General features: G+C 42.9%; 1 pseudogene. It reads left to right on the top strand.

The annotated features are described in order from the left end of the window. Positions 1 to 234: 234 nt before the first annotated feature. Positions 235 to 522: pseudogene (locus tag GRP75_RS29020) on the top strand (1,4-alpha-glucan branching protein GlgB); the annotation flags it as partial.

Here is a 522-nt window from a genome sequence, read left to right as displayed (position 1 = left end):
CGTTTCCCTCCCGGTTTAGTTGTCAGTGTAGTACATACATAAACGGTATGGGGTACTCTTGAAACCATAAGGTATATAAGATTCCCCCAAAACTAAGGTTTATTTTTTTCCTAGTCATTTTTCTGTTCATTGTGGCTAGAATGGGGTAATAACTCAGGTCAGCTTTGACCCAAAAGCGAATGCATTACCGATTCATACATTTTTACTTACAAAACATATAAGGGTGGTGACGTGATGACAGACCAAACTCTTCCGCAACAGGCTATTTCATCGGAAGATATTTATTTGTTTCATGAAGGAACGCTTTATCACAGCTACCGATCTTTGGGTTCCCACCTTACTGTGGAGAACGGAGAACAGGGCGTCCGCTTTACGGTCTGGGCTCCTCATGCTCTCCATGTCGGGCTTGCTACAGATCGCAACAACTGGAATGGGGAACAGGATTCCTTATATAGGGTTCCCAAATCCGGTTTTTGGAGTCGTTTTTTTCCGGGGATATCCCAAGGAACTTTTTACAAATAC

It is taken from the genome of Paenibacillus sp. OT2-17, from assembly GCF_009827695.1.
In the GTDB taxonomy this organism is placed as follows: Bacteria; Bacillota; Bacilli; order Paenibacillales; family Paenibacillaceae; genus Paenibacillus; species Paenibacillus polymyxa_B.
The sequence above is the reverse complement of the archived record's forward strand: the minus strand, read 5'-3'. Positions and strand labels throughout refer to the sequence as shown.